The 21557-nt window shown below is 66.7% G+C and carries 20 protein-coding genes and 1 pseudogene; 15 read left to right on the top strand and 6 right to left on the bottom strand.

The features are described from left to right. Nucleotides 1-210: 210 nt before the first annotated feature. The 3 genes from nudC to selA are packed head-to-tail and all read right to left on the bottom strand — an operon-like array spanning nucleotide 211 to nucleotide 4306. A complete protein-coding gene (gene nudC, locus ABLA28_RS01870) occupies nucleotides 211-963 on the bottom strand; it encodes an NAD(+) diphosphatase (protein WP_347712278.1) in 753 nt (250 codons plus the stop codon). A 17-nt stretch (nucleotides 964-980) separates the two neighbouring features. Continuing rightward, nucleotides 981-2903: a selenocysteine-specific translation elongation factor gene (gene selB / locus ABLA28_RS01865; protein ID WP_347712277.1), complete on the bottom strand. Its 1923-nt coding sequence runs from the start codon at nucleotides 2901-2903 to the stop codon at nucleotides 981-983. Next, entirely contained in the window at nucleotides 2900-4306 is a 1407-nt protein-coding gene (gene selA / locus ABLA28_RS01860) for an L-seryl-tRNA(Sec) selenium transferase (RefSeq protein ID WP_347712276.1), read from the bottom strand. Before selA ends, selB begins: the two co-directional genes overlap by 4 nt. A gap of 191 nt (nucleotides 4307-4497) precedes the next feature. Here selA and yedF point away from each other — a divergent pair, with 191 nt between their 5' ends. The 15 genes from yedF (at nucleotide 4498) to ABLA28_RS01785 (ending at nucleotide 19464) form a co-directional block, all read left to right on the top strand. Beyond that, on the top strand, nucleotides 4498-5130 hold the full coding sequence (yedF, locus tag ABLA28_RS01855) for a sulfurtransferase-like selenium metabolism protein YedF (RefSeq protein ID WP_347712275.1): 633 nt from the start codon (nucleotides 4498-4500) through the stop codon (nucleotides 5128-5130). 149 nt (nucleotides 5131-5279) lie between these two features. Then, nucleotides 5280-6131 (top strand): nucleoside phosphorylase, encoded by an 852-nt coding sequence (locus ABLA28_RS01850; protein ID WP_347712274.1) that lies wholly within the window; start codon nucleotides 5280-5282, stop codon nucleotides 6129-6131. Nucleotides 6132-6193: 62 nt separating this feature from the next. Beyond that, complete coding sequence (gene abc-f, locus ABLA28_RS01845; protein WP_347712273.1) at nucleotides 6194-7735, top strand: ribosomal protection-like ABC-F family protein; 1542 nt, start codon at nucleotides 6194-6196, stop codon at nucleotides 7733-7735. 19 nt (nucleotides 7736-7754) lie between these two features. Beyond that, entirely contained in the window at nucleotides 7755-8027 is a 273-nt protein-coding gene (locus ABLA28_RS01840; protein WP_347712272.1) for a hypothetical protein, read from the top strand. A 53-nt stretch (nucleotides 8028-8080) separates the two neighbouring features. Continuing rightward, nucleotides 8081-9325 carry a dicarboxylate/amino acid:cation symporter gene (locus tag ABLA28_RS01835; RefSeq protein ID WP_347712271.1) on the top strand — a complete coding sequence of 415 codons (1245 nt, stop codon included), beginning with the start codon at nucleotides 8081-8083 and terminating at the stop codon, nucleotides 9323-9325. Between the two features lie 12 nt (nucleotides 9326-9337). Next, the gene (gene dprA / locus ABLA28_RS01830; RefSeq protein ID WP_347712270.1) at nucleotides 9338-10435 is read left to right on the top strand and encodes a DNA-processing protein DprA; all 1098 of its coding nucleotides are present in this window, start codon (nucleotides 9338-9340) and stop codon (nucleotides 10433-10435) included. 113 nt (nucleotides 10436-10548) lie between these two features. Further along, nucleotides 10549-11172, top strand: a complete 624-nt coding sequence (locus ABLA28_RS01825) for a V-type ATP synthase subunit D (protein WP_299301468.1) — start codon at nucleotides 10549-10551, stop codon at nucleotides 11170-11172. 53 nt (nucleotides 11173-11225) lie between these two features. Continuing rightward, a complete protein-coding gene (locus ABLA28_RS01820) occupies nucleotides 11226-11567 on the top strand; it encodes a hypothetical protein (RefSeq protein ID WP_347712269.1) in 342 nt (113 codons plus the stop codon). A gap of 2 nt (nucleotides 11568-11569) precedes the next feature. Next, the gene (locus tag ABLA28_RS01815) at nucleotides 11570-12691 is read left to right on the top strand and encodes a V-type ATPase subunit (RefSeq protein WP_347712268.1); all 1122 of its coding nucleotides are present in this window, start codon (nucleotides 11570-11572) and stop codon (nucleotides 12689-12691) included. Beyond that, nucleotides 12691-14673 carry a V-type ATPase 116kDa subunit family protein gene (locus ABLA28_RS01810; RefSeq protein WP_347712267.1) on the top strand — a complete coding sequence of 661 codons (1983 nt, stop codon included), beginning with the start codon at nucleotides 12691-12693 and terminating at the stop codon, nucleotides 14671-14673. The genes ABLA28_RS01815 and ABLA28_RS01810 overlap by 1 nt, the downstream gene beginning before the upstream one ends. Nucleotides 14674-14749: 76 nt before the next feature. Beyond that, nucleotides 14750-15154, top strand: coding sequence for an ATP synthase subunit C (locus tag ABLA28_RS01805; RefSeq protein WP_347712266.1), 405 nt, complete (start codon nucleotides 14750-14752; stop codon nucleotides 15152-15154). A 6-nt stretch (nucleotides 15155-15160) separates the two neighbouring features. Continuing rightward, complete coding sequence (locus tag ABLA28_RS01800; RefSeq protein ID WP_347712265.1) at nucleotides 15161-15472, top strand: V-type ATP synthase subunit F; 312 nt, start codon at nucleotides 15161-15163, stop codon at nucleotides 15470-15472. Next, nucleotides 15469-16137 carry a V-type ATP synthase subunit E family protein gene (locus tag ABLA28_RS01795; protein ID WP_347712264.1) on the top strand — a complete coding sequence of 223 codons (669 nt, stop codon included), beginning with the start codon at nucleotides 15469-15471 and terminating at the stop codon, nucleotides 16135-16137. The genes ABLA28_RS01800 and ABLA28_RS01795 overlap by 4 nt, the downstream gene beginning before the upstream one ends. Nucleotides 16138-16180: 43 nt before the next feature. Further along, nucleotides 16181-18001 (top strand): V-type ATP synthase subunit A, encoded by a 1821-nt coding sequence (locus tag ABLA28_RS01790; protein ID WP_347712283.1) that lies wholly within the window; start codon nucleotides 16181-16183, stop codon nucleotides 17999-18001. A 62-nt stretch (nucleotides 18002-18063) separates the two neighbouring features. Continuing rightward, a complete protein-coding gene (locus tag ABLA28_RS01785; protein ID WP_347712282.1) occupies nucleotides 18064-19464 on the top strand; it encodes a V-type ATP synthase subunit B in 1401 nt (466 codons plus the stop codon). A 27-nt stretch (nucleotides 19465-19491) separates the two neighbouring features. Here ABLA28_RS01785 and lptB read toward each other — a convergent pair whose 3' ends face one another. From lptB to ABLA28_RS01770, 3 genes and pseudogenes are all read right to left on the bottom strand, one after another. Further along, nucleotides 19492-20277: an LPS export ABC transporter ATP-binding protein gene (gene lptB, locus ABLA28_RS01780; RefSeq protein WP_299301490.1), complete on the bottom strand. Its 786-nt coding sequence runs from the start codon at nucleotides 20275-20277 to the stop codon at nucleotides 19492-19494. Beyond that, complete coding sequence (locus tag ABLA28_RS01775; RefSeq protein ID WP_347712263.1) at nucleotides 20274-21206, bottom strand: LptA/OstA family protein; 933 nt, start codon at nucleotides 21204-21206, stop codon at nucleotides 20274-20276. Before ABLA28_RS01775 ends, lptB begins: the two co-directional genes overlap by 4 nt. A gap of 144 nt (nucleotides 21207-21350) precedes the next feature. Further along, nucleotides 21351-21557: pseudogene (locus tag ABLA28_RS01770) on the bottom strand (hypothetical protein); the annotation flags it as partial.

The following is a 21557-nucleotide window of genomic DNA, read 5'->3' as shown; positions in this document are numbered from 1 at the left end:
GCATTTGAGCGGTGGACCGGGGGATCCTTTTCACGGTCCTGGACCGATGCCGTGGTCCATACTTTCCGACATCGTTAGAATGCAGTTTACAGGCCATGTCAACGCAAAAGCGGGAGGCCGACTATACGTTCGTATTGCACCCGGCTGATCTCCATCCAGCTGTTTTTGACATGCCTTGACCACTTTGACGATGTTTTGAGTGCACTCGGCCTAATTTTTACAGCCCTGCCGCCGGACGAAGTCGTCGATCAGGCGGCGCGAGATGCTGAGCGGCGGTGGGACGTTGGGCAGGGCGTCGGGGGCGAACCACCCGGCCTCGTCCAGCTCCAGGCCGTCGGGGATGGCCTCGCCCGAGCTCCAGTGTGCCGTGAACCCCAGCATCAGGGACGAGGGGAAGGGCCAGGACTGGCTTCCGAAGTAGCGGATGCCGCCGATCTCGATCCCGACCTCCTCGCGGACCTCGCGGACCACCGTCTGCTCCAGGCTCTCCCCCGGCTCGACGAACCCCGCAAGGACGCTGTACCGCTTTTCGGGCATGCGCCGGTTGTGCGCCAGAAGGAGCCGTCCGTCCCGTTCCACGGCGACGATAATCGCCGGGTGTAGGGGGGCGTAGAAGGCCCTGCCGCAGCCCGGGCAGGAGAGCCCCCTGTCCTCCTCTCGGGCCTCCAGCGGCGTGGCGCAGAACGAGCAGAAGCGCATGGAGCGGCGCCAGTTCATATACTGATAGGCCGCGCCGGCGCGGGCAAAGGCCTCCTCCCCGAAACGGTGCCATATGGCGCGCAGGTCCAGCCACTCCGCCCCCCGCGCCTCGAAGTCCTCTCCGACCTCGCACCAGGCGGTCAGGTCCTGCCAGGACTCCGGAAAGTCCAGGGAACAGCGCAGGGCCTCGGACGGCCGGTCGGGCCAGTCGAAAGAACCCTCCCCATCCCCGGCCAGGAGCGCGTCACCCTTGAAGATCAGCATTCAGATCCGCATCTCCTTCACTTCACGGCGCCCTTCACGACGCGCACGTCCCCCACGCGCCGCGTGTAGCCCTTGGAATCGAAGTACTCCAGCACGGGCAGGATGAACTTCCTCGAGCTGTTCGTCGCGTCCCGGACCGCCGCCAGGGTGACGTTCCCGCCGATCCCCCTCAGGATGTCGAGCATGGCGTTCTCCATCTCCGAGGTCAGGACGTAGCCGCCCTCCAGAAGCACGAGCTCCCTCGTGTTCTTCAGGCTCTGGATGAGCTGGGTGAAGGCGTTGGGTTCCATGCGGAGCTCCGAGCGGACCTCCTCCAGCGTGGCGAGCTGCCAGCCCCGAGCCCGGCAGAACGCGGCGAGGGCCTCGCTGTTGCGGCGGAACGCCCCCTCGCTGCGGACGACGAAGTCCGGAGTGCGTGCCTTGTTGTCCCCGGTCACGATTCGTCCGCGCTCCGCGAGCAGCGCGGCGAAGGAACGCAGCACCCTGGCGTCCGGCAGGGTGAGCCTGCGCATCAGCTCGTCCAGGGGCATTCCCGACTCGGAGGGAAACGCCTTCTGGTAATCCTTCAGCTCCGAGACGGCCTTGGCCTCCAGCGAGGCGAAATGGGAGGGAGAGAGCAGGATCGGACGCTCTCCCTTCAGCTCGACGAGGGCCCCTGCCTTGACGAGGCGCGCGACGACGGCCGCGAGATCGGATGGGGCCTCCTGAACCAGGACCGCGGCGCGTGGGGTCTCCATCATGCCCGCCTCCTCGACCAGGCAGCGCAGCCGGTCGTCGGCCGCGGCGGCGGAGCCGAGCGCCCCGATGCGGGCCACGGCCGCGGCCCGGGCCGCAGCGCCCCGGGGCTTGTGGGAGTAGGGGAAGACGACGCGTCCTCCGCCGATCGTGATCAGCGGGCTGTAGAAACGGATGATGAACCGCTGCTCCGCCGTGCAGACCACCGGCTCCTCCAGGACGAGCTGGACGGGCTCCTCCTCTCCGGGGGCCACCGCCCGTTTCCGGAGCAGGCTCACCCGCGCCAGGACGTCCGACGTCCCGATGCAGAGTCGGACCCTCTGCCAGTGCTTCAGGGGCTCCGAGGCCGACGGCATGATGCGGAGCAGCGCGTCGAAGCAGCGCGTCGGGGAGTACACGCCCTTCCGGCAGACCACGTCCCCGCGGGCAAGCTCGTCCACCGCGATTCCCGAGAGGTTGGCGGCCACCCTCTGGCCCGCGAAGGCCTCGTCCACGGAGCGCCCGTGGACCTGGAGGCTGCGGATGCGGCCCTCGCGCCCCGAGGGGAAGATCTCGACCTCGTCCCCTGTACGGGCGGTCCCGCGATAGGCGGTCCCCGTCACGACGGTGCCGAACCCCGAGATGGGGAAGGCCCGGTCGATGGGCAGGAAGAGGGCTCCCTTGCGGGCTCTGGGCCGCACCCGGTCCACCAGGGCGGCGAGCTCGCGCTTCAGGGCCTCGAGGTTCTCTCCGGTGACCGCGGAGACGGGGACGACGGGCTTCCCCTCCAGAAAGCTTCCCCGGACGAACTCCTGGACATCCTCCCGGACCAGGTCGGCCATCCCGGGCTCGACCCTGTCCGTCTTCGTGATCGCGACGAGCCCGTCCCGCACCCCCAGGAGCTCCAGTATGGCCAGATGCTCGCGAGTCTGGGGCATGACGCTCTCGTCGGCGGAGACGATCAGGAGCACGGCGTCGATCCCGGAGGCCCCCGCCACCATCTGGCGGATGAAGCGCTCGTGTCCGGGGACGTCGATGACGCTGACGACGCGGCCGTCCTCCAGGCGGAGGGGGGCGAAGCCCAGCTCGATGGTGATCCCCCTCTTCTTCTCCTCCATGAGCCGGTCGCAGTCCACGCCCGTCAGCGCGGCGATCAGGGTCGTCTTGCCGTGGTCGATGTGCCCGGCGGTGCCCAGCACCAGGGATATCTCGCGGTCCGCGCTCATGCGTCCTCCCCCCTCTCGGTGCCGATGCGGGCGAAGGCCTCCACGACGAGCGCCTCGTCCCGGGGCGTGATCGTGCGGACGTGCAGGACCAGGGCGTCCTCCCGCGCGCCGCACACGACAGGAATCTCCTGGCCCCTCAGGAGCGCCTGAAGGCGTCCCGCTCCTCCGGCGGGATGCGCGCCGACGGCGACCCCCCATCCCGAAAGGGGAAGCGCGGGGTAGGAGCCGCCGCCCACCGCGTCCTCCACCGCCACGACCTCCACGCGCGCCGGCGTGACACGCCTCAGCTTCGCCGCCAGGCGGCGCGCCTGGGCGTGCATCGCGTCCGGAGTTCGGCGAAGCATCGCCAGGGTCGGGATTCGGTCCAGGTCCCCCTTCGCGTAGAGGCGCATCGTCGCCTCGAAGGCCGCCAGGGTCATCTTGTCCACGCGCAGGGTTCGGAGGATGGGGTGCTCCCTCAGGCGGTTCACCGCGCCCCGCCGCCCTGCGATGACGCCGATCTGCGGCCCGCCCAGCATTTTGTCGCCGGAGAAGGTGACGATGTCCGCACCCGCCTCGATGCAGGCGCGGACATCGCACTCCCCGCTCAGCCCCAGGGCGCGGCCGTCGACCAGGAGGCCGCTTCCGGCATCCTCCATGAAGAGCAGCCCGCGCTCGTGCGCGAGCGCCGCGAGCTCGGAGCGCTCGGGGGCCGCCGTGAAGCCGTCCATCCTGAAGTTCGAGGGGTGCACCTTGAGGAGCATCGAGGTCCGTTCGGAGATCGCCGCGGCGTAGTCCTTGAGGTGCGTCCGGTTCGTCGTCCCCGCCTCGACCAGCTCCGCCCCGGAGAGCTCCATGATGTCGGGGATGCGGAACGTCCCCCCGATCTCCACGAGCTCCCCGCGCGAGACCACCACCTCGGTCCCCCGGGACAGGGCTGCGAGGCAGAGCAGGACCGCACCGGCGTTGTTGTTCACGACCAGGCACGCCTCGGCCCCCGTCAGGGCGCAGAGAAGCTCCTCGACGTGGGCGTTGCGCTGGCCCCTCGCCCCCCTGGTCAGGTCGTACTCCAGGTTGCTGTAGCTCCCCGCCGTGCGGATGACGGCCGCCACCGCCTCCTCCGCAAGGAGCGAGCGCCCGAGGTTGGTGTGGATGACCACCCCCGTCGCGTTGATCACCCGGCGCAGCCGCGGCAGCCCCTCCCTCGAGAGCAGGGCCTCGAAATTTTTTTTCAGGGCGTCCGCGGAGATGTCCGCGTCCTCGCCGGCGAGCATTCGCCTCCGGATGCGGGTCAGTTCCCCGTTCAGGACGCGCTTGACCGTCTCCCGCCCCAGCTCCCCGATCCACGGCAACGCCCAATCCTGCGCCAGCAGAATGTCCATGCCGGGGATCTCACGCATTTTCTTCCTGATGTCCTCGATCATAAGCAGGCCCGCTCCTCGTCGTCTCTTTCACACTGTCGTGCTCTGGATAGTTTCCTGCAACCATTCTATAATAAAATAAAGACGGAATGCTCTAAGGAAACGCTGATTCGAGGAAACTTCGATTCAAATCACGAAGCCCCATCGTCGGGCTTTGCACCGGCTTTTTCCGGGAGGAACTGGAGGTAACCGCGATGATCGTCGTCAATGCCATGGGCAAGCCCTGCCCGAAACCCGTCGCCATGACCAAGGCCGCCCTCGACAAGGGGGCGGAGGAGCTGGAGGTCCTCGTCGACAATCCCGAGGCGGCCACGAACGTCAAGCGCCTCCTGGAGGACAGGGGCTTTCGGGTCCTCCTCCAGGACGACGACGGCCGCCTGAAATTGACGGCGGGCAAAAAAACGGAGCCCTCCGCCTCGGCGTCACCAGCCCGGGCACCACAAGCCCCGGCCCCCGCGCGGGCCGCTCCGATGCCCGTACCGCAACCTGCGGAGGGGCTGGCCGTCCTGATCACCGGCAAGACCTTGGGACGCAGCGACGAGGAGCTCGGCGAGATCCTCGTCAAGGGATTTCTGGGCGCGCTCTCCCAGCTGGCCCTCCCGCCCCGGACCGTGGCCCTGATGAACGAGGGCGTGAAGCTGGCGCTCTTCGACTCCTCCTCGTGCGACCACCTGAAGAACCTGGAGCGGAAGGGAACGAACATCCTGGTGTGCGGGACCTGCGTCAACCACTTCGGGATCGTGGACAGCGTGGGGGTCGGCGTCATCTCCAACATGCTCGAGATCGTCGAGGCCCTGAACGGGGCCGGAAGAATCCTGAGCCTCTAGAATTTTACTGATTCCATTCTCAATTATTTGTAGGCGAGGCGGCTTTTGCGAGCCGCCGCGAATGCGTACAAAGAAGTACGTCGAGCAAGGCGAGCAAAAACAACGAAGCATACAAATGATTGAGGATGGAATGAGAGGAGGAAAAGACCATGACCGGAGGCTGGCGCGCAGACAGCGCGGAGCGCCCCGTGATGGAGGGCGAGCTCCAGTACCACATCCGCTGCGGGAAGGGGGACGTGAACCGCTACGTCCTCCTTCCCGGGGACCCGGAGCGGACGGACGCCATCGCCGGAGAGTGGACCGAGTCCCGCTTCATCGCAAACCACCGCGAGCATCGGACCTGGAGCGGGACGATCGGCTCCGTCCCCGTGACGACGTGCTCCACGGGCATGGGGGGCGGCTCGACGTCCATCGCGCTCGAGGAGCTGGCCGCCCTGGGCGCGGACACCTTCATCCGCGTGGGGTCCTGCGGCGCCATCGCCGAGGGGATCGAGTGCGGCGACCTGATCGTCTGCACGGGCGCGATGCGCCGGGACGGGACCAGCCCGGACTACGTCGATCTCTCCTATCCCGCCCAGGCGCACTACGAGGTCACCGCCGCGCTGGTGGAGGCCTGCGAGCGCTTGGACGTGGTCTATCACGTCGGCGTCGGCTGCTCGACGGCCTCCTTCTACTGCGGACAGGCCCGGCCGGGGTTTGGCGGCTACATGCAGTCCGCGTCCCGCGACAGGATCGACGACCTGCGGCGCGCCGGGGTGCTGAACCTCGAGATGGAGGCCGCCACGGTCTTCACGATCTCTGGGCTCTACGGGTTCCGGGCCGGGGCGGTCTTCGCGGTGGTGGCCCATCGCCTGAAGGACACGTTCCGCTATGAGGGCATCGACAAAAGCGTCCGCGTCGCTAACGAGGCCGTGAGCATCCTCGCCTCCTGGGACGCGCTCAGGAAGGCCGCGAACAAGCGTTATTGGTTTCCGGGGCTGCTGGGTTCGGGGCGAAGCTGAGGCCGCGGGTTTGTCGAGGGGCTGCTTCCGCGCCGCTTTTTTATCCTGATCGGGAGGTCTCCATGACGCAGATTGCCATCTCCAACCTCACCTTCGCCTATCCGGGCGCTCCGGCTCCGCTTTTCAAGGAGCTTTCGCTCCGGATCGACACGGACTGGAAGCTGGGGCTCGTTGGCCGAAACGGGCGCGGCAAGACGACGCTGCTGGATCTGATCCAGGGGAAATACGAATATCAGGGGACGATAACGCCCCGTCTTCAAACCCGGCGATTCCCCGCTCCATCCGTGGACGAAGAGAGGGATGCTCTGGCTCTTCTGGACTCACGCTGTCCTGACCGGCCGCTCTGGGCTCTGAAGCGCGAGCTCTCCCGTCTTCAGTGCCCGGAGGAGATCCTGTCTCGTCCTTTCAAGGCGCTTTCTCACGGTGAACGCACCAAGGTGCTTCTGGCGTCCTTGTTTCTGGAGAAGGATGTTTTCGCGCTCATCGACGAACCGACCGACCATCTGGATGCCGAGGCCCGTGCGGTCGTCGTCGATTATCTGCGGTCCAAGCGGGGTTTCATCCTCGTGTCGCACGACCGGACGCTTCTGGACGACTGTGTTGACCATATTCTGGCCCTGAATCGATCCGGGGTGGAACTCCAGAAGGGGAACTTCTCCTCCTGGTTCCGTAACAGGGAGCTGCAGGACGGTATGGAACGGGACCTCAACGAAAAACTGGAGAGGGAGATGGGCCGGATGAAGGAGGCGTCCCGCCGCACCGCCGAATGGTCGGATAGGGTGGAGAGGAGCAAACGCGGCGCCTTGGACAAGGGGTTTGTCGGTCACAAGGCCGCGAAGATGATGAAACGGTCCAAGAATCTGGAGAACCGGCTCGAGGCTGCGATCGAGACCAAAAGGGGACTGCTCCGAAACGTTGAGACAACGCAGGCGCTTCAGCTGCGCCCTCTGCGGTATCATGCACAGACGCTTGTCCGGGTCTCGGGCGTCTCGATCCGCTACGGCGGTCACGTCGCCTGCCGGGATGTCGGTTTTGAGGTCGGGTGCGGCGAGCGCGTTGCCCTGATCGGGGGAAACGGAACCGGAAAGTCCAGCATCCTGAAGCTGATCGAGGGGAAAGACTTGGATTTTTGTGGGGAACTGCACCGGGCGTCGGGGCTCTCCCTATCCTGCGTGCCTCAGGATACCTCTTTCCTGAGGGGACGGCTCTCGGACTACGCAAGGCGAGAGGGGCTCGATGAGAGCTTGGTCCGTGCGCTTCTGGAAAAAATGGATCTCGTCCGGGAGAAGCTCGATGTCGATATGTCGGAGCTCAGCCAAGGGCAGAAGAAGAAGGTGCTGATCGCCGTGAGCCTCAGTCGGAGTGCCCACCTCTATATCTGGGACGAACCGCTCAATTTTGTGGACGTTTTTTCGCGTATTCAAATTGAAGAGCTTCTGCTGACGTTCAAGCCCGCGCTGTTGTTCGTGGAACACGATCGCGCTTTTGTCGGAAGGATCGCGACGAAAGTCATCACGATGCAGCCTACTGCTCCGAAGTCCTTTGAAAAAAAGTCCTTTGAAAGAACATCGTTCGGGGACAGTTCGAGGCATGAGGCCCCATGAAGGGAAACGAGGAAAAAACATGAAGAACGACCTGCGGCGCGCCGGGGTCCTCGATCTGGAGATGGAGGCTGCCACGGTCTTCACGCTCGCGGGGCTCTACGGGTTCCGGGCCGGGGCGGTCTTTGCGGTGGTCGCCCACCGCCTGAAGGACACGTTCCGCTATGAGGGCATCGACCAGAGCGTCCGCGTCGCCAACGAGGCCGTGAGCATCCTCGCCTCCTGGGACGCGCTGAGGAGGGCGGCGAACAAACGCTATTGGTTTCCGGGGCTGCTGCGGTCGGGAGAGGGCTGAGGGCCGCGGTCCATGACGATGACCCGAGTCGGGTCGAAGGAGGGTGTGCAACGATGTCGGAAAGACAGGGAAACAGCTTTTGGAGGTCCTATCGTTTTCCTCTGACGCTGCTGGCCGCTATCGCGCTGGGCTGCGTCCTGGGCGCCTCGATGGGCAAGGAAGCCCTGATGTTCAAACCCCTGGGCGATATCTTCCTGAACGCCATGTTCATGGTCGTCGTTCCCCTCGTCTTCACGACGGTCTGCGGCGCCGTGTCCAACATGTCCTCGATGAAGCGCCTGCGCCGCGTCATGGGGTCCCTCGTCGTGGTGTTCCTCGTCACGGGGGCCGTCGCGGCCCTGCTCATGCTGGCGGCCGTACGGCTCTATCCCCCGGCTGCGGGGACGACCATCCCCCTGACGCCGCCGGAGAACCTGCAGCCCCTGAGCACGGCCGACCAGATCGTCAAGGCGATCACCGTCAGCGATTTCCAGGACCTCCTCTCCAGGAGCCACATGCTTCCCCTGATCCTCTTCTCGGTCCTCTTCGGCGTCAGCCTCCAGCTGCTGGGGGAGCGGGGCAGGGCCGCGGCGCGGGGGATATCCGTCCTGGCGGACGCCATGCTGAAGCTGGTGAACATCATCATGTACTACGCGCCGATCGGTCTGGCCGCCTACTTCGCCGCCCTCGTCGGGGACTTCGGGCCGAACCTCCTGGGCACCTATCTCCGCTCCATGGTGATCTACCACGTGACGACCCTCGCCTACTTCTTCGCCGCCTTCACCCTCTACTCCGCCTGGGCGGCCGGGCGCAGGGGCCCGGCGACCTTCTGGAGGAACATCCTGCCCGCCGCCGTGACCGCGTTGGGGACCCAGAGCAGCACCGCCACCCTGCCCGTGAACCTGGAGGCGGCCCGCAGGATCGGGATACCGGACGACATCGGCGAGGTGGTGCTCCCCATCGGGGCGACGGCCCACATGGAGGGATCCTGCCTGAGCGGCATCCTGAAGATCGCCTTCCTCTTCGGGGTCTTCAACATGCCCTTCGAGGGGACGGGGACCTTCGCCAGCGCCGTTGCGGTCGCCGTGCTCAGCGGCGTGGTGCTCTCCGGCATCCCCGGCGGGGGGCTGGTGGGCGAGATGCTCATCGTGAGCCTCTACGGCTTTCCCCCGGAGGCGTTCCCCATCATCGCCACCCTGGGCTTCCTGGTCGACCCTGCGGCCACGATGGTCAACGCCACCGGCGACACCTGCTCCGCGATGCTCGTGGCCCGTCTGGTCGAGGGCAGGGACTGGTTCGTGAAGGGGCAGAGAGGGTAAGGCGGCCGGGGCATGAACCCGCTGCTTCGGGCCGCGCTGCTGCTGAACGCCGCGCGGGCTCCGCTGTCCGTGTTCGAGGCGCTGCGGGACGAATACGGTCCCGAGTCGGCCTGGACGGATGGCGAGGCGCTCTGGAAACGGCTGGGGCTTCGGCCGTCCGCCTGCGTGAAGCTGGAGGGGCTCCTGCGGGAGCGGGACTGGCCGGAGCGGGAGCTGGAGAGGGCGGAGCGCGAAGGCGCGCGCTTTCTGACGGCCGACGACGAGGGATACCCTCCCCGGCTGAGGGACCTCGCGCAGCCGCCCGTGGGGCTCTACGTCAAAGGGGACCTGGACGTTTCGTGCGCGCCCTCCATCGCCGTCGTGGGGACGCGGAAGTGCAGCCTCTACGCCAAGTCGGTCGGCGAATCCCTGGGGCGTGCCCTCGCGCGTTCGGGGTATCTCGTGGTCAGCGGCGGGGCGCGCGGGGTCGACGCCGCCGGACACGGCGGATGCCTGGCGGAGGGGGGACGGACCGTCGCCGTGCTGGGCACGGCCGTGAACCGCGTCTATCCCTCGGAGCACCGGGAGCTGTTCCGCAGGATCGCGGAGCGTGGGGCGCTGGTCTCGGAGTACCCGATGGACACGGGCGGGGACCCCTGGCGCTTCCCCGAGCGCAACCGCCTCATCGTGGGCATGGCGGGGCGCGTCGTCGTGGTGGAGTCCCCGGAGGACGGCGGGGCCATGATCACCGCCCGCCTCGCCCTCGACATCGGGCGCGAGGTCTGGTGCGTCCCCGGGCGCATCACGGAGACGGTCGCCAGGGGGTCGAACCGACTGCTGCGCGACGGCGCGGAGCCGCTGGTCGACGTCGAGGAGTTCATCCACAGCATCTCGGGGCGGTACGGACAGCTGATGCTGGACCTCGGGGCGCCGCCGGAGGACCCTCCCGAGCTCTCCACGGACGAGAAGGTCGTGCTGGCGCTGCTGCAGCGGCAGGGGGGCCGGACGGCCGACGACCTGATGGCGGAGAGCGGGCTGGACCTCGCGGCGCTTCAGGGCTGTCTGATGGCGCTCTCCGCCGCCGGCCTCGCGGTTCCGGCCGGCCCGGGCCGCTACTCCGCGGGGGCGTGATCGGTCGTTTTTCCGGGTATAAAACGAAAATTCGCGCTAAAATCTGGGGCGGGCCGCCGGGCCGTGCGAGGGAGCACGGGGGCGGTCTCCTTTACCGTTGGGAGTGATGAGAGATGTCCAGGCAGGCTGCGGCGACGCGCAGCGACATGGCCCGTATCCAGGCCGCGCTCAAGCTGGCGCGGCGCGGACACGATCTCCTGGAACAGAAGCGAAGGATCCTCATGGCCGAGCTCGCGGGCAGGATCGAGGAGGTTCGGGAGGTGCAGAGCGGGATGCGCGATATCTTCGCCGGGGCCTACTCGGGGCTCCGGATGGCGAATATCGCCATGGGGATCGAGAACGTGGAGAGGGTCGCGGGCATCGTTCCGGAGGAGGACCGGTTCGTGATTCGTCTGCGCTCCATCATGGGGATGGACATTCCCGAGGTGGATCCCCTGGAGCCCGTCTGCAGCCCCGTCTATTCCCTGGGAGGAATGTCGGGGACCTCCTCCGTCCTGGACAACGCGTATGTCCAGGCCCGTTCCCTGGTCCCGCTCATCGCGCGGCTGGCGGAGGTGGAGACCAGCGTCTACCGGCTGGCCATGCAGATACGCAGGACGGTGCGGCGGGTCAACGCGCTGGAGAAGGTGTTCATCCCCCGTTGCGAGGCCCAGGTCCGCTCCATTGCGGCGGCCCTGGAGGAGAACGAGCGCGAGGACATGACGCGCATAAAGCTCTCCTCGGGGCGTGAGATGTAGGGAAGGGGCCTTGTAGGCTTCGCGTCATTCGGGCTGTTTTCGGAGGTCGTGAGATGGATTTGACGTTGACGGAGGTCCTGGACGTGCTTTTGAGGGCCGAGGACGAGTCGGGGAAGCAGCGGGACTCGGCTAAACGCGAGGCGGAGGAGGTCATGCGGCGCGCGCAGGAGCGGTTTGCCTGCGACCGGGAGGCGCGTCTGAAGGCCGCGCACAGCGACGCCATGGCCCAGATCGAGTCCGCACGGAAGTCCGCGGAGATGGAGGCGCTGCACATCGCCGAGATGGGGCGAAGGGGGCGCGAGAGGATGCGCGAAAACTACGACCGCAAAGCGCCCGCCCTGATTGCCAGGATGGCGGAGGACATCGCCGCCCGGTACGCCTCCCGCGGAGACTGACGATGATGCTCGGCGGAGGAGGCCGCATCGCCCTGTCCGCGAAAGCGCGGGTGCGCCGGTCCGAATTGCTGTCGTCAAAGGATTTCCGAGGCCTCTTGGAACAGCCGTCCGTCTCCGCCGTCGCGGCGTCCCTCGACGCGACCCCTTATGGGAAGGCCCTGGAAGGCCTGTCCCTGAACGACGTCCGCCGGACGGAGCTCGAGTTCCGCCTCGAGACCTCCCTGCTGCGCGACGCCCTGGCGTTTCGCTCCTATATGGGGGCGGGCTGTCGGCGCCTCCTGGACCTGTGGCTCCAGGCCTATGATATCGAGCTCTTCAAGGACCATTTCCGCCGGAGGTTCGGCTCCGACCCGGCCGCCCGGGAGGAGGAGCGGATGTTCGGGCTGTTCCCGGACTTCCGGTCGACCCTCCTGGACCGGAACGCGCTTCTGGCGGCGCGGACGACGGGGGCCATGCTGGCGTCGATCCGGGACGAGCGCCTGCGTGCGGCGCTGAAGGAGACGCTCCCCGTCAAAGACGACGGGACGGAGGTCTCGGGGGAGGACGCCTGCAGGGTATCCTTCGCGCTGGGGATGGCCCTGGACCGGTATTACTTCGACAGCCTCTATGGGGCCGTCCTTCCGGTCGGGGGGCTGGAGGGCCGCCTGCTTGCCCGGCTGGTGGGGGTTCGCGTGGACCTGGTGAACCTCTACTGGATCTACCGCTGCAGGCGTTTCTTCGGCCTGTCGCCGGAACAGGCGTTGGCCACGGTGACGCGGTCCCGCTACCGCGCGGACTTCGACCTGCTCTCCCGCGCCGCGTTCTCGGAGCTTTCGGCCTGGGACGGCGTTCTGGAGGGCACGCCCTATGCCGGCCTCTTCCGTTCGGACGAGGCGGACCCCTCCCTCAGGGAGGAGGAGGTGGAGCTTCACCTGTGCAGGACCCTCCGCCGCGTCGCCGGGGAGATGTTCCGGTCCGGGGCCCCGGGATGGCACAACGTCGGGGCCTACCTGATGCTGAAGGGGTTCGAGGTCCGGGACCTGATCACGGTCATCGAGGCCGTGCGATACGATTACGATCGCAGGAGGGTCGGTCGGCTGTTGATCCTGAACGACCTGGCCGGTGGGGAAGGAGGCGGGCGCTGATGGCCGTCGTGAGGATGGCGGGGGTCTCCCTTGTCGGCCCCCGGGACGAGATCGAGGCGATGGCGCTGAGGCTGCTGGAGGCCGGAGATTTTGAACCGATGTCCCCCGAGGTGATGTTGTCCGGGGGAAGGCTGAGCTCCCGGATTCGGGCCTGCCGGAGCGGCCGCTGCGACGCGCTGCTGGAGAAGCTGGAGCGGCTGAGAGGGCTGGCGGGGAACCCGGCCCCGGCTCCGGGCCGAAGGGCGCCGGACGGAGCCTCCGGAATTCCCTCTTCGGCGATTTCTTTTACGGAGGTTTCCTTTTCGGAATTGGAGGAGCGCGTGAACCGGCTCTCGCGCCTGGCCGAGGTCTGGCAGGCCAGGCTGGAGCACCTTCGGATGGAGCACGGGCGCTGCAGGGCCATGCTTGAGTTCGCCCATGCCCTGGAGGCGCTGGGGCTTCCGCCCTCCCTGCTGGCGTCATCCTCCTGCTGCCGGGTGGTCCTGGGGAGCCTTACCGGGGAGAACTGGCAGCGGCTGAGGGAGATCGCCTCCGCAGGGCCCGCCCTGCTCCTTCCGCTCTTCGAGGACGAGGGGAGGACGACGGTGGCCGCGTTCTGCGAGTCCTCCTATGGAGCGACGCTGGAGAAGCTTCTGACCGGGGTGCACATGCGCGTGTTCGAGACGGCGATCCAGGAGCTCGCGGCCGGCGGCGGGGCGCAGCTGTCCGCCCGCCTCGATTCTCTGGAGGCGGAGATCGGGAGGTGCCGGGACATGCCGGTCCTCTATACCGGGGAGAACCGTGTCGAGCTGGAGAGACTTTACGGCATGGTCTATGCCATGCAGCGCGTTTACTCGCTCTGCCGGATGGGGGGCGAGTTCGACGACATGGCGGTCGTCTCGGGGTGGATGCCCGAGGAGGCCTGCGGGGAGCTGTGCGCTCTGGCGGGCCGGGAGGCGCCCCATACCGTCGTCCTCATGGAGGACGGGGCCTCCCTCGAGTCGAAGGGGGGCGAGATTCCCACCCTGCTGCGCAATGCTCCGGTGGTGCGCCGGTTCCAGGAGATCGTGAGGCTCTACAGCCTGCCCTCCTACAGCGAGCTGGACCCGACGCTCGTCGTCTCGGTCAGCTTCTGTCTGTTCTTCGGTTTCATGTTCGGGGACGTGGGGCACGGCCTCGCCCTGATCCTCGGCACGTGGCTGATGGAGCGGAGGGGCTGGATGGGGAGGCCCCTGGCGTCCGTCATGAAGGTGGCCGGGGCCTCGGCGGTCCTCTTCGGTATCCTCTACGGCAGCGTCTTCGGGAGCGAGGAGCTGATTCCGCCCCTCTGGATATCCCCCATGAAACACGTGAACACGCTCCTCCCCGTAGCGGTCGGGGTGGGGATAGCGTTCCTGTCGCTCGGCATCCTCTTCCGAATCCGGTCCCTGGCCCGCAGGAGGGAGTGGGGCGAGGCCGTGTTCTCCCCCGAGGGGGTGACGGGGCTGGCCTTCTACTGGCTGGCTCTGGCCTTTGGGGTCCTGTCCCTCGAGGGGACGCTCGCCCCCTGGGTGAGCCGGATCTTCATTGCCGCCCTCGTCCTGCTCCTCTGCGCGATGCTCCTTGGAAACGTCCTGGCCGGCCGCGTGTTCCGGGGGGAGTCCGTGGACGAGGGGGGCGTGGTTCACCTGTTCTCGGTCTTCCATGCCTTGCTGAACTTCATCAGCAACACGGCGTCGTTCGTGCGTCTGGCGGCGTTCGCCCTGAACCATGCGGGGCTCTGCGCGGCGGTGTTCATGCTGGGGCAGATGGTGGAGCACGTGCCCGGCGGCAAGGTGTTCCACGCGCTTGTCTTAGTGGTAGGGCATCTCGTCATCATCGGGCTCGAGGGACTGATCGTGTTTATCCAGACGCTGCGCCTGGAGTACTACGAATTTTTCGGGAAGTTCTATCATGGCGGGGGGCGGGAGTTTCGTCCCGTCCTCTGGAGGAGGAGCGCGCAGGAACGGGGACGCGCGGATTGAGGTTTTGAGGATTGATGTTTTGCGGATTGAAGGAAAGCTCGCTGGAGTTGTTTGCGGGGAAGGGAGTGCGGTTGGGATGCTGAGTGTTCTTGGGGTTGCGGTTTCCTCTGCGGTGCTGGTCGGCTATGGGGTTTGGACAAGGAGGACGGGGCGCGTTCCCCGTGCCCCGAGGAGGGCCCTGGCCTCCTGGATGGGGGTGTCCATGCTGATGCTCTGCCTCTCGGCCGCGGCCGCCTTCGCGCAGGAGTCCGGAGCCTCCGCCGGGACCGCGACGGGGATGGGCTTCATCGGCGCGGCGCTCTCGACGGGCCTGGCCTGTGTCGGTGCGGGCATCGGCGTCGCGTTCGTCGGCGCCGCGGCGCTTGGGGTCGTGGGGGAGAAGCCCTCGATGTTCGGAACCACGCTGATCTATATCGGGCTCGCGGAGGGAATCGCCATCTACGGGCTCGTCATCTCCCTGTTCATCCTGGGGCGGATTTAGACCGCCATGAAGGCCTTCCTGATCAGCGACAACCACGACACCCTGGTGCTGATGAAGCTGGCCGGGATCAAGGGGGTCGTGGCGCACGGACGGGAGGAGAGCCTCAAAGCCTTTTCTCAGGCCCTTTCGATGAGGAACCTCGGCGTCCTCCTCGTGACGGAGATCGTGGCGGAGACCGTCCCCGACAAGGTTGTCGAGATGCGCAGGAGCGGGAAACCGCCCCTTTTGGTCGAGATTCCGGATCGGCATGGGAGTCGGAGGAAAGAGGATTTTCTGACGCGGTACATCCGCGAGGCGATAGGGGTGAGGCTTGAATGAAGCGGGAGGGCGCCCCTCTTCCCGGCGGGAACTCGCACGGTTTTGCCCCGGACGGGGATCGGGACGAGAGAAAAAAACTGGACGGGCTCCGCGCTTCCATCCTCTCCAGGGGGGCGGAGGAGCGCGAGCGCATCCTGAAGGAGGCGGAGGCGTGCGCGGAGCGCTGGCTGGCCGACCACACGGCGCAGCTGGACGCGACGGTGCGGAGTATCCGGGACGACGCGGTGAAGCAGGCCCAGGACATCTCGGACCGGCGGCTCGTGGAGGCCGGGACCAGTCGGGACAGGGAACGGCTGCGCCTCCGGTGCGGCCTGGTCCAGGAGGCCCTGGCCTCCCTGCAGAAGGCGCTGGTGGGGCTGTCCGCACGGGACGATTACGACGCCATCCTGACCGGCGTCGCCGCGGAGGTCTGCGAGCGCCTGCGCAGCGGTCGGGTGGGGCTGCGGCTCCGTGCGGAGGACGCTCCGCTGGGGGAGGGGATAGCCAAGGCCCTGAGGACCCGTTTCCCCAAGCTGGACGTCCGATTCGACGACACGCCGGAGCCCATCCTCGGGGGGGTGGTCCTTTTCTCGGAGGATGAGGGGTGGCGCATATCGGCGGACTGGAGGGCGAAGATCGAGGAAATGACGGACGCGGTGGCGGAAGCCGTCCTTGCGGAGCTGTGAGTGGATTCGGATCTGTGAGAGGATGAAGATCGGGGTGAAGAACATGGAGGCAGCGGCCGAGCGGATGGGCCGCATCACGATGATCGACGGTCCCGTCGTCCGTGCCTCGGGGCTCTCCCGCTTTGCGATGGGGGAGATGACGGAGGTGGGGGAGCTTGCCCTGATGGGCGAGATCCTTCAGATGGATGGGGACAGCGGGGTCGTTCAGGTCTATGAGGACACGACGGGGCTCCGCGTTGGGGAGCCCGTCCGTGGGCTTGGCCGGCCTCTTTCCGTATGCCTGGGACCGGGGCTGGTGGGGCATATCATCGACGGGATCGGGCGTCCTCTGGACCGCCTCATGGAGAAGGAGGGCGGCTTTCTGGGCCGGGGCTCGAAGCTCGACCCGATCGACATGTCCCGTTCGTGGGAGGTGACCCCGACCTGCAAGGTGGGGGACCGGGTGTGCGGCGGTTCGGTCATTGCCGAGCTTCAGGAGACGGACCTGGTGACCCATCGCGTTCTGGTCCCTTACGGGCTGGAGGGAGAGGTGGAGTTCATCGTCGCTTCCGGCTTCTGCAAGACGTCGGATGTGGTGGCGCGGGTCCGGCGCGACGACGGGACCATCGTGCCGGTGATGATGTATCACCACTGGCCGGTCCGGCGTCCGAGGCCCTATCGGGACCGCCTGCTGCCGGACGAGCCGCTGGTCACGGGGCAGAGGGTCATCGACGGGCTCTTTCCCATCTCCAAGGGGGGCGTCGCGGCGATCCCCGGTGGGTTCGGAACGGGCAAGACGGTGACGCAGCACCAGCTGGCCAAGTGGAGCGACGCCAAGGTCGTCGTGTACATCGGGTGCGGGGAGCGCGGCAACGAGATGACCCAGGTGCTGGAGGAGTTCCCGTCGCTCGAGGATCCGTACTCCAAAAAGCCGCTGATGCAGCGGACCGTCCTCATCGCCAACACGTCCAACATGCCGGTCGCCGCGCGGGAGGCCAGCATCTACACGGGGATCACGATCGCGGAGTACTATCGCGACATGGGCTACGACGTCGCGATGATGGCGGACTCCACGTCGCGCTGGGCCGAGGCCCTGCGCGAGCTGTCGGGACGGCTGGGGGAGATCCCCGCGGAGGAGGGGTTCCCCGCCTACCTGGCGACGCGCCTGGCGGAGTTCTACGAGCGGGCGGGCAAGGTGCGGACCTTCGGCGACCGGACGGCCAGCATCAGCGTCATCGGGGCGGTCTCGCCCCCGGGAGGGGACTTCACCGAGCCCGTGACGCGGCACACCAAACGCTTCATCCGGTGCTTCTGGGCGCTCGACGCCTCCCTGGCTCACGCCCGGCACTTTCCCGCAATCAGCTGGATGGACTCCTACAGCGAGTATGCGGACGAGGTCCGCGGCTGGTGCGAAAAGAACATCGACGCCTCCTGGGGCGAGCTGCGCGAGGAGGCCCGGGCCGTGCTGGCGGAGGACGACGCCGTGCAGCAGACCATCCGCCTGATGGGCGAGGACGTGCTGCCCGACGGCCAGAAGCTCGTGGCCCTGACGGCCTCGCTCCTCAAGAACGGCTATCTCCAGCAGAATTCCTTCAGTGACGATTCCTTCTGTCCGCCCAGGAAGGGGTTCGCGATTCTGCGGATGATCCTGAACTTCCATCGGCAGGCGAAGGCCCTGGTGGCCGAGGGGTGCCCCCTGTCGCTGATTCGGAAGATCAAGGAGCTCGACGAGGTTATCCACGCACGGGAACTGCCGTTTAGCGACGGCGAGGGGTTCGGCGATCTGGAGAAGCGCCTCGAGGAGCATCTGGCGCTCGTCGGCCGGGAGCGTCTGGCTCACGAGGACGAGGACGGCGCGGCCGCCGCTTCGGAGGGCACGGCGTGATGACGGGGAACGGCGAGGCGGCAGCGGTGACCGGTTCGGGTTCACGGAGGGGGAGTGAGAGCATGGCCCTTGCGGAGTACACGGGAATGACCCGTATCAAGGGGCCCATTGTCCTGTTGAAGGGCATTCCGGGGGTTGGCTACGACGAGGTCGTGGAGGTGACCGCCGACGGCGGGGAGCCCCGTATGGGGCGCGTCGTCATGGTAAGCGAGGACGCGGTGATGGTGCAGGTGTTCGCGGGGACGGAGGGGCTGAGCCCGGCGACGGCCAGGACGCGCTTCCTGGGGCATCCCCTCGAGATCTCGCTCTCGCCGGACATCCTCGGGCGGACCTTCGACGGGCTGGGCCGCCCCCTGGACGGAAATGGCCCCGTCTACTGCGGGACGAGGCGCAACGTCAACGGGCAGCCCATAAACCCGATGGCGCGTCTCTATCCCCGGGACTTCATCAACACGGGGTTCTCGACGATCGACGTGCTGATGACCCTCATTCGCGGACAGAAGCTGCCCATCTTCTCGGGCAATGGCCTGCCGCACAACCGTTTGGCCATCCAGATCGCCTCCCAGGCCAAGCTGATGGGGGCCGACAACTTCGCGGTCGTGTTCGCCGGCGTCGGCATCCGGCACGACGACGCGGCGGCCTTCTCCGCCAGCCTGTCGCAGCGGGGGTCGAAGCTGGTGATGTTCCGGAACCTCGCGGACGACCCCGTCATCGAACGCATCGCGACGCCCCGCTATGCCCTGACCGCGGCGGAGTACCTGGCGTTCGACCTGGGGATGCACGTGCTGGTCATCGTCACGGACCTCACGAGCTATTGCGAGGCGCTGCGCGAGCTCTCGGTCGGCCGGGGCGAGATCCCGAGCCGCAAGGGGTACCCCGCCTATCTCTACAGCGACCTGGCCTCGCTTTACGAGCGCGCCGGGGTCCTGAAGGGAAAGGAGGGAAGCATCACGTTCCTTCCGATCCTCACCATGCCCAACGACGATATCACCAACCCCGTCCCGGACCAGACGGGGTTCATCACGGAGGGGCAGATCGTCCTGTCGCGCGCGTTGGATGCGGCGGGCGTCTATCCGCCCATCGACCCGCTCCCCAGCCTCTCGCGCCTGATGAAGGACGGCATCGGCAAGGGCTATACGCGGGAGGACCACCCCAGCCTGTCCAGCCAGCTCTTCGCCTGCTACAGCAAGGTGCAGGAGGTCAAGGCCCTGTCCGAGGTGGTCGGACGCGACGAGCTCTCCGAGGAGGACCAGGCGTACCTCACCTTCGGGGACGCGTTCGAACGAACCTTCATCGGCCAGTCGCGGGACGAGAACCGCGACATCGGGCAATCCCTGGATAGGGGCTGGAGGCTGCTGGCCGGCCTGCCGGAGAGTGCGCTGACGCGCATCTCGCTGGAGGATCGGAAGAAGTACGTCGATCCCCTTCGCGATAGGAAGGCGCCGCCGACTGATTCCGTCTGAAGCTCGGGATCCCCTTACCGGGAACCCTTACCAGGAGAAGTTGTCTCCCAGGTAGAACTTGCGCGCCAGGGGGTTCTGTGCGACCTCCTCGGGCGAGCCGTTCAGGAAGATTTTTCCGTCGTGGATCAGGTAGGTCCGGTCGGTGATGGAGAGGGTCTCCCTCACGTTGTGATCCGTGATGAGCACGCCGTATCCCCGTTCCCTCAGAGTCTGGATCATGGCCTGGATGTCGTTGACCGCGATGGGGTCGATGCCGCTGAAGGGCTCGTCCAACAGGATGAAGTGGGGCTTGAGGGTCAGGGCCCGCGCGATCTCCACGCGGCGGCGTTCGCCGCCGGAGAGGGCGTAGCCGCGGGTGTCAGCGATATGGACGATGCCGAACTGCTCGAGCAGCCGATCCGTGGCATCCTCGGAGGGACGCCCCATCTCCTCCCAGACCAGGTCGATATTCTCCCGCACCGTCAGGCTGCGGAACACCGAGGACTCCTGCGGAAGGTAGCCGATCCCCGCCCGGGCGCGGGCGTAGACCGGCAGGCCGGTGACGTTTCGGTCCCCGATGAAGACGCTGCCGGCGTCCGGCCTGATAAGCCCCACGATCATGTAGAACGAGGTCGTCTTGCCCGCACCGTTGGGGCCGAGGAGCCCAACGACCTCCCCCGGTCCGACCTCGATATCGACGTCCGAGACGACGAGGCGCCCTCCATACCCCTTGCGCAGTCCCCGCGTGGAGAGCCGGAGTCCGGTCGCCGCGTCGTCCGCCGGGACCGACACGGCGTCGGGAGCAGCCTTTTTCGTGTTCCGCTTCGAGCTCATCGCTTCCTGCCCTTTTTCGCGGGCGCCGTTTTTTTGTCGTCTTTTCCCTTTGCCGCCTCGTCGGACGATACGGCGGGCGTCCGTTTGGGCTCTTTCGAGAGGTCGATGGTGATTGTCGCGCGGTCTGCGCTTGCGGTGCCCGAGCGGCTCACCATTCCCCCCAGGGCCTCCACGCGGTTCTGATCGGGAAAGTAGACGAGGGAGTCCGACGTCAGCGTCCGCCCCTTCTGGACTGCGCGGACGTTGCCGCTCAGGACGACGCTGCCCCGTTCCTCGGAGTAGACTGCCCGGTCGCCGCGCAGGCTCACGGCGTCCCCGCTGCGGTTCGGCCTTCCCTCGATCCAGACCTTCGACTTCGCGGTCATGGAGACCAGGATCCCCTCCCGAAGCATCCCCTCCACGGAGTCCGCCCCGAAGGCGATGCCCATCGCGCGGTCCTCCACGCGCCGGACATTCGTCATCCAAACCTTTGTCTGGCCGTCCTCCTCGTTGGCGCCGGACAGGCCGCCGCGCCCGGTCAGGGTCAGGCGGTCCGCGTCCAGGGCAATCGAGCCCACCCCGCCCCGGACCCCCTTGTCGATCCTGCAGGTGGGGGGCTCCCCGAAGAAGAGCTCCATGCTGCCGGCCTGGAGGTCGATCCGGTCGCCCTGCCAGTCCCCGGAGGCCGTGACCCCCTCGTCGAAGAGCACCTCCCGGCGCTGGGTGTTGCCGATTCCGCGGGGCGAGGAGACGGTGAGCCCGTCCGCTTTGATGACCACGTTCCCCGCGGCGAGAAAGTCGCCCGTCTTCGAGTCGAAACGCATCCTGTTGGCGGAGAGGCTCGCCTTATCGGGAAAGTTCTCGGCGTCGAGGGCCCCTGCCCCCGGGATTCCCTCTCCCATCACTATAAAGAATGCCGTCAGCAACAACAGGAATACCGCACGACGCACACGTCCTACCTCCTCGCATGAAGATCTTCATGAGAAATAACCGAAGTCGAAACAACTTCGAAAGACAACTTCGGTCATTATAACCCAGCCGCTCGTATGGAGGGGACAGGAGGGATGCGGGTATCGAAGACCTGCTAGAAAAAGTCAAGGGTTTAGTTGAGAAATGGCAGCAGGGGTTAAAAGTTTCTGTGGATTGTAGGGTTTCTGCGAAGTCATGACGGCGTGAATTACCCTAAGAAGTTTTGTGCCGACGGCGGCTAATGCCTGTTTGGGATGTTTGCCCCTGGCAATCATCCTGTCATAGAATTCTTTGAATACAGGGTCGAAGCGTCGTGCGGCGTTAGCCGCCAG

The organism is uncultured Fretibacterium sp. (assembly GCF_963544685.1).
Lineage (GTDB): Bacteria > Synergistota > Synergistia > Synergistales > Aminobacteriaceae > CAJPSE01.
This window is presented reverse-complemented; position numbering and strand designations above follow the sequence as displayed.

Excerpts from the sequence above, each read along its gene's own strand:
- nudC (WP_347712278.1), bottom strand. The coding sequence starts at position 963 with ATGCTGATCTTCAAGGGTGACGCGCTCCTGGCCGGGGATGGGGAGGGT.
- selB (WP_347712277.1), bottom strand. The coding sequence starts at position 2,903 with ATGAGCGCGGACCGCGAGATATCCCTGGTGCTGGGCACCGCCGGGCAC.
- selA (WP_347712276.1), bottom strand. The coding sequence starts at position 4,306 with ATGATCGAGGACATCAGGAAGAAAATGCGTGAGATCCCCGGCATGGAC.
- yedF (WP_347712275.1), top strand. The coding sequence starts at position 4,498 with ATGATCGTCGTCAATGCCATGGGCAAGCCCTGCCCGAAACCCGTCGCC.
- ABLA28_RS01850 (WP_347712274.1), top strand. The coding sequence starts at position 5,280 with ATGACCGGAGGCTGGCGCGCAGACAGCGCGGAGCGCCCCGTGATGGAG.
- abc-f (WP_347712273.1), top strand. The coding sequence starts at position 6,194 with ATGACGCAGATTGCCATCTCCAACCTCACCTTCGCCTATCCGGGCGCT.
- ABLA28_RS01840 (WP_347712272.1), top strand. The coding sequence starts at position 7,755 with ATGAAGAACGACCTGCGGCGCGCCGGGGTCCTCGATCTGGAGATGGAG.
- ABLA28_RS01835 (WP_347712271.1), top strand. The coding sequence starts at position 8,081 with ATGTCGGAAAGACAGGGAAACAGCTTTTGGAGGTCCTATCGTTTTCCT.
- dprA (WP_347712270.1), top strand. The coding sequence starts at position 9,338 with ATGAACCCGCTGCTTCGGGCCGCGCTGCTGCTGAACGCCGCGCGGGCT.
- ABLA28_RS01825 (WP_299301468.1), top strand. The coding sequence starts at position 10,549 with ATGTCCAGGCAGGCTGCGGCGACGCGCAGCGACATGGCCCGTATCCAG.
- ABLA28_RS01820 (WP_347712269.1), top strand. The coding sequence starts at position 11,226 with ATGGATTTGACGTTGACGGAGGTCCTGGACGTGCTTTTGAGGGCCGAG.
- ABLA28_RS01815 (WP_347712268.1), top strand. The coding sequence starts at position 11,570 with ATGATGCTCGGCGGAGGAGGCCGCATCGCCCTGTCCGCGAAAGCGCGG.
- ABLA28_RS01810 (WP_347712267.1), top strand. The coding sequence starts at position 12,691 with ATGGCCGTCGTGAGGATGGCGGGGGTCTCCCTTGTCGGCCCCCGGGAC.
- ABLA28_RS01805 (WP_347712266.1), top strand. The coding sequence starts at position 14,750 with ATGCTGAGTGTTCTTGGGGTTGCGGTTTCCTCTGCGGTGCTGGTCGGC.
- ABLA28_RS01800 (WP_347712265.1), top strand. The coding sequence starts at position 15,161 with ATGAAGGCCTTCCTGATCAGCGACAACCACGACACCCTGGTGCTGATG.
- ABLA28_RS01795 (WP_347712264.1), top strand. The coding sequence starts at position 15,469 with ATGAAGCGGGAGGGCGCCCCTCTTCCCGGCGGGAACTCGCACGGTTTT.
- ABLA28_RS01790 (WP_347712283.1), top strand. The coding sequence starts at position 16,181 with ATGGAGGCAGCGGCCGAGCGGATGGGCCGCATCACGATGATCGACGGT.
- ABLA28_RS01785 (WP_347712282.1), top strand. The coding sequence starts at position 18,064 with ATGGCCCTTGCGGAGTACACGGGAATGACCCGTATCAAGGGGCCCATT.
- lptB (WP_299301490.1), bottom strand. The coding sequence starts at position 20,277 with ATGAGCTCGAAGCGGAACACGAAAAAGGCTGCTCCCGACGCCGTGTCG.